1 protein-coding gene is annotated in these 300 nt (G+C 55.7%); it reads left to right on the forward strand.

Features of this window, described 5'->3' with window-relative positions:
- Positions 1 to 300, forward strand: a 300-nt coding sequence (locus tag AC1RPU_RS08130) for a hypothetical protein (protein ID WP_481769666.1), incomplete at both ends; no start/stop codon positions are given.

The following is a 300-nucleotide window of genomic DNA, read 5'->3' on the forward strand; positions in this document are numbered from 1 at the left end:
GTTCTTGGTTGAGGACGCAACGGAGTTCTGGAACCGAAAGGCCGATTCAGCAGACCCCGATCGAAGCACGTATGACTCGAAGGATTTGTTCGGGTCGGATGCAACACGTATCGTTGTGCAGGGATTTGAACGACCGGACATCCCGTGGAATGATGAGCAGAATCGCGCAATCCACGACGTAATCAACTGGTACAAGGACCGGAAGCGGGCACCGATCTTCCGGCTGTTCGGATACGCGGGTACCGGTAAGACACAGCTCAGCAAAGAGATCGCGTGGCGCGTTCAGAATGGTGAGGGGTG

It is taken from the genome of Dellaglioa sp. CoH-55-MRSF-7, assembly GCF_056782235.1.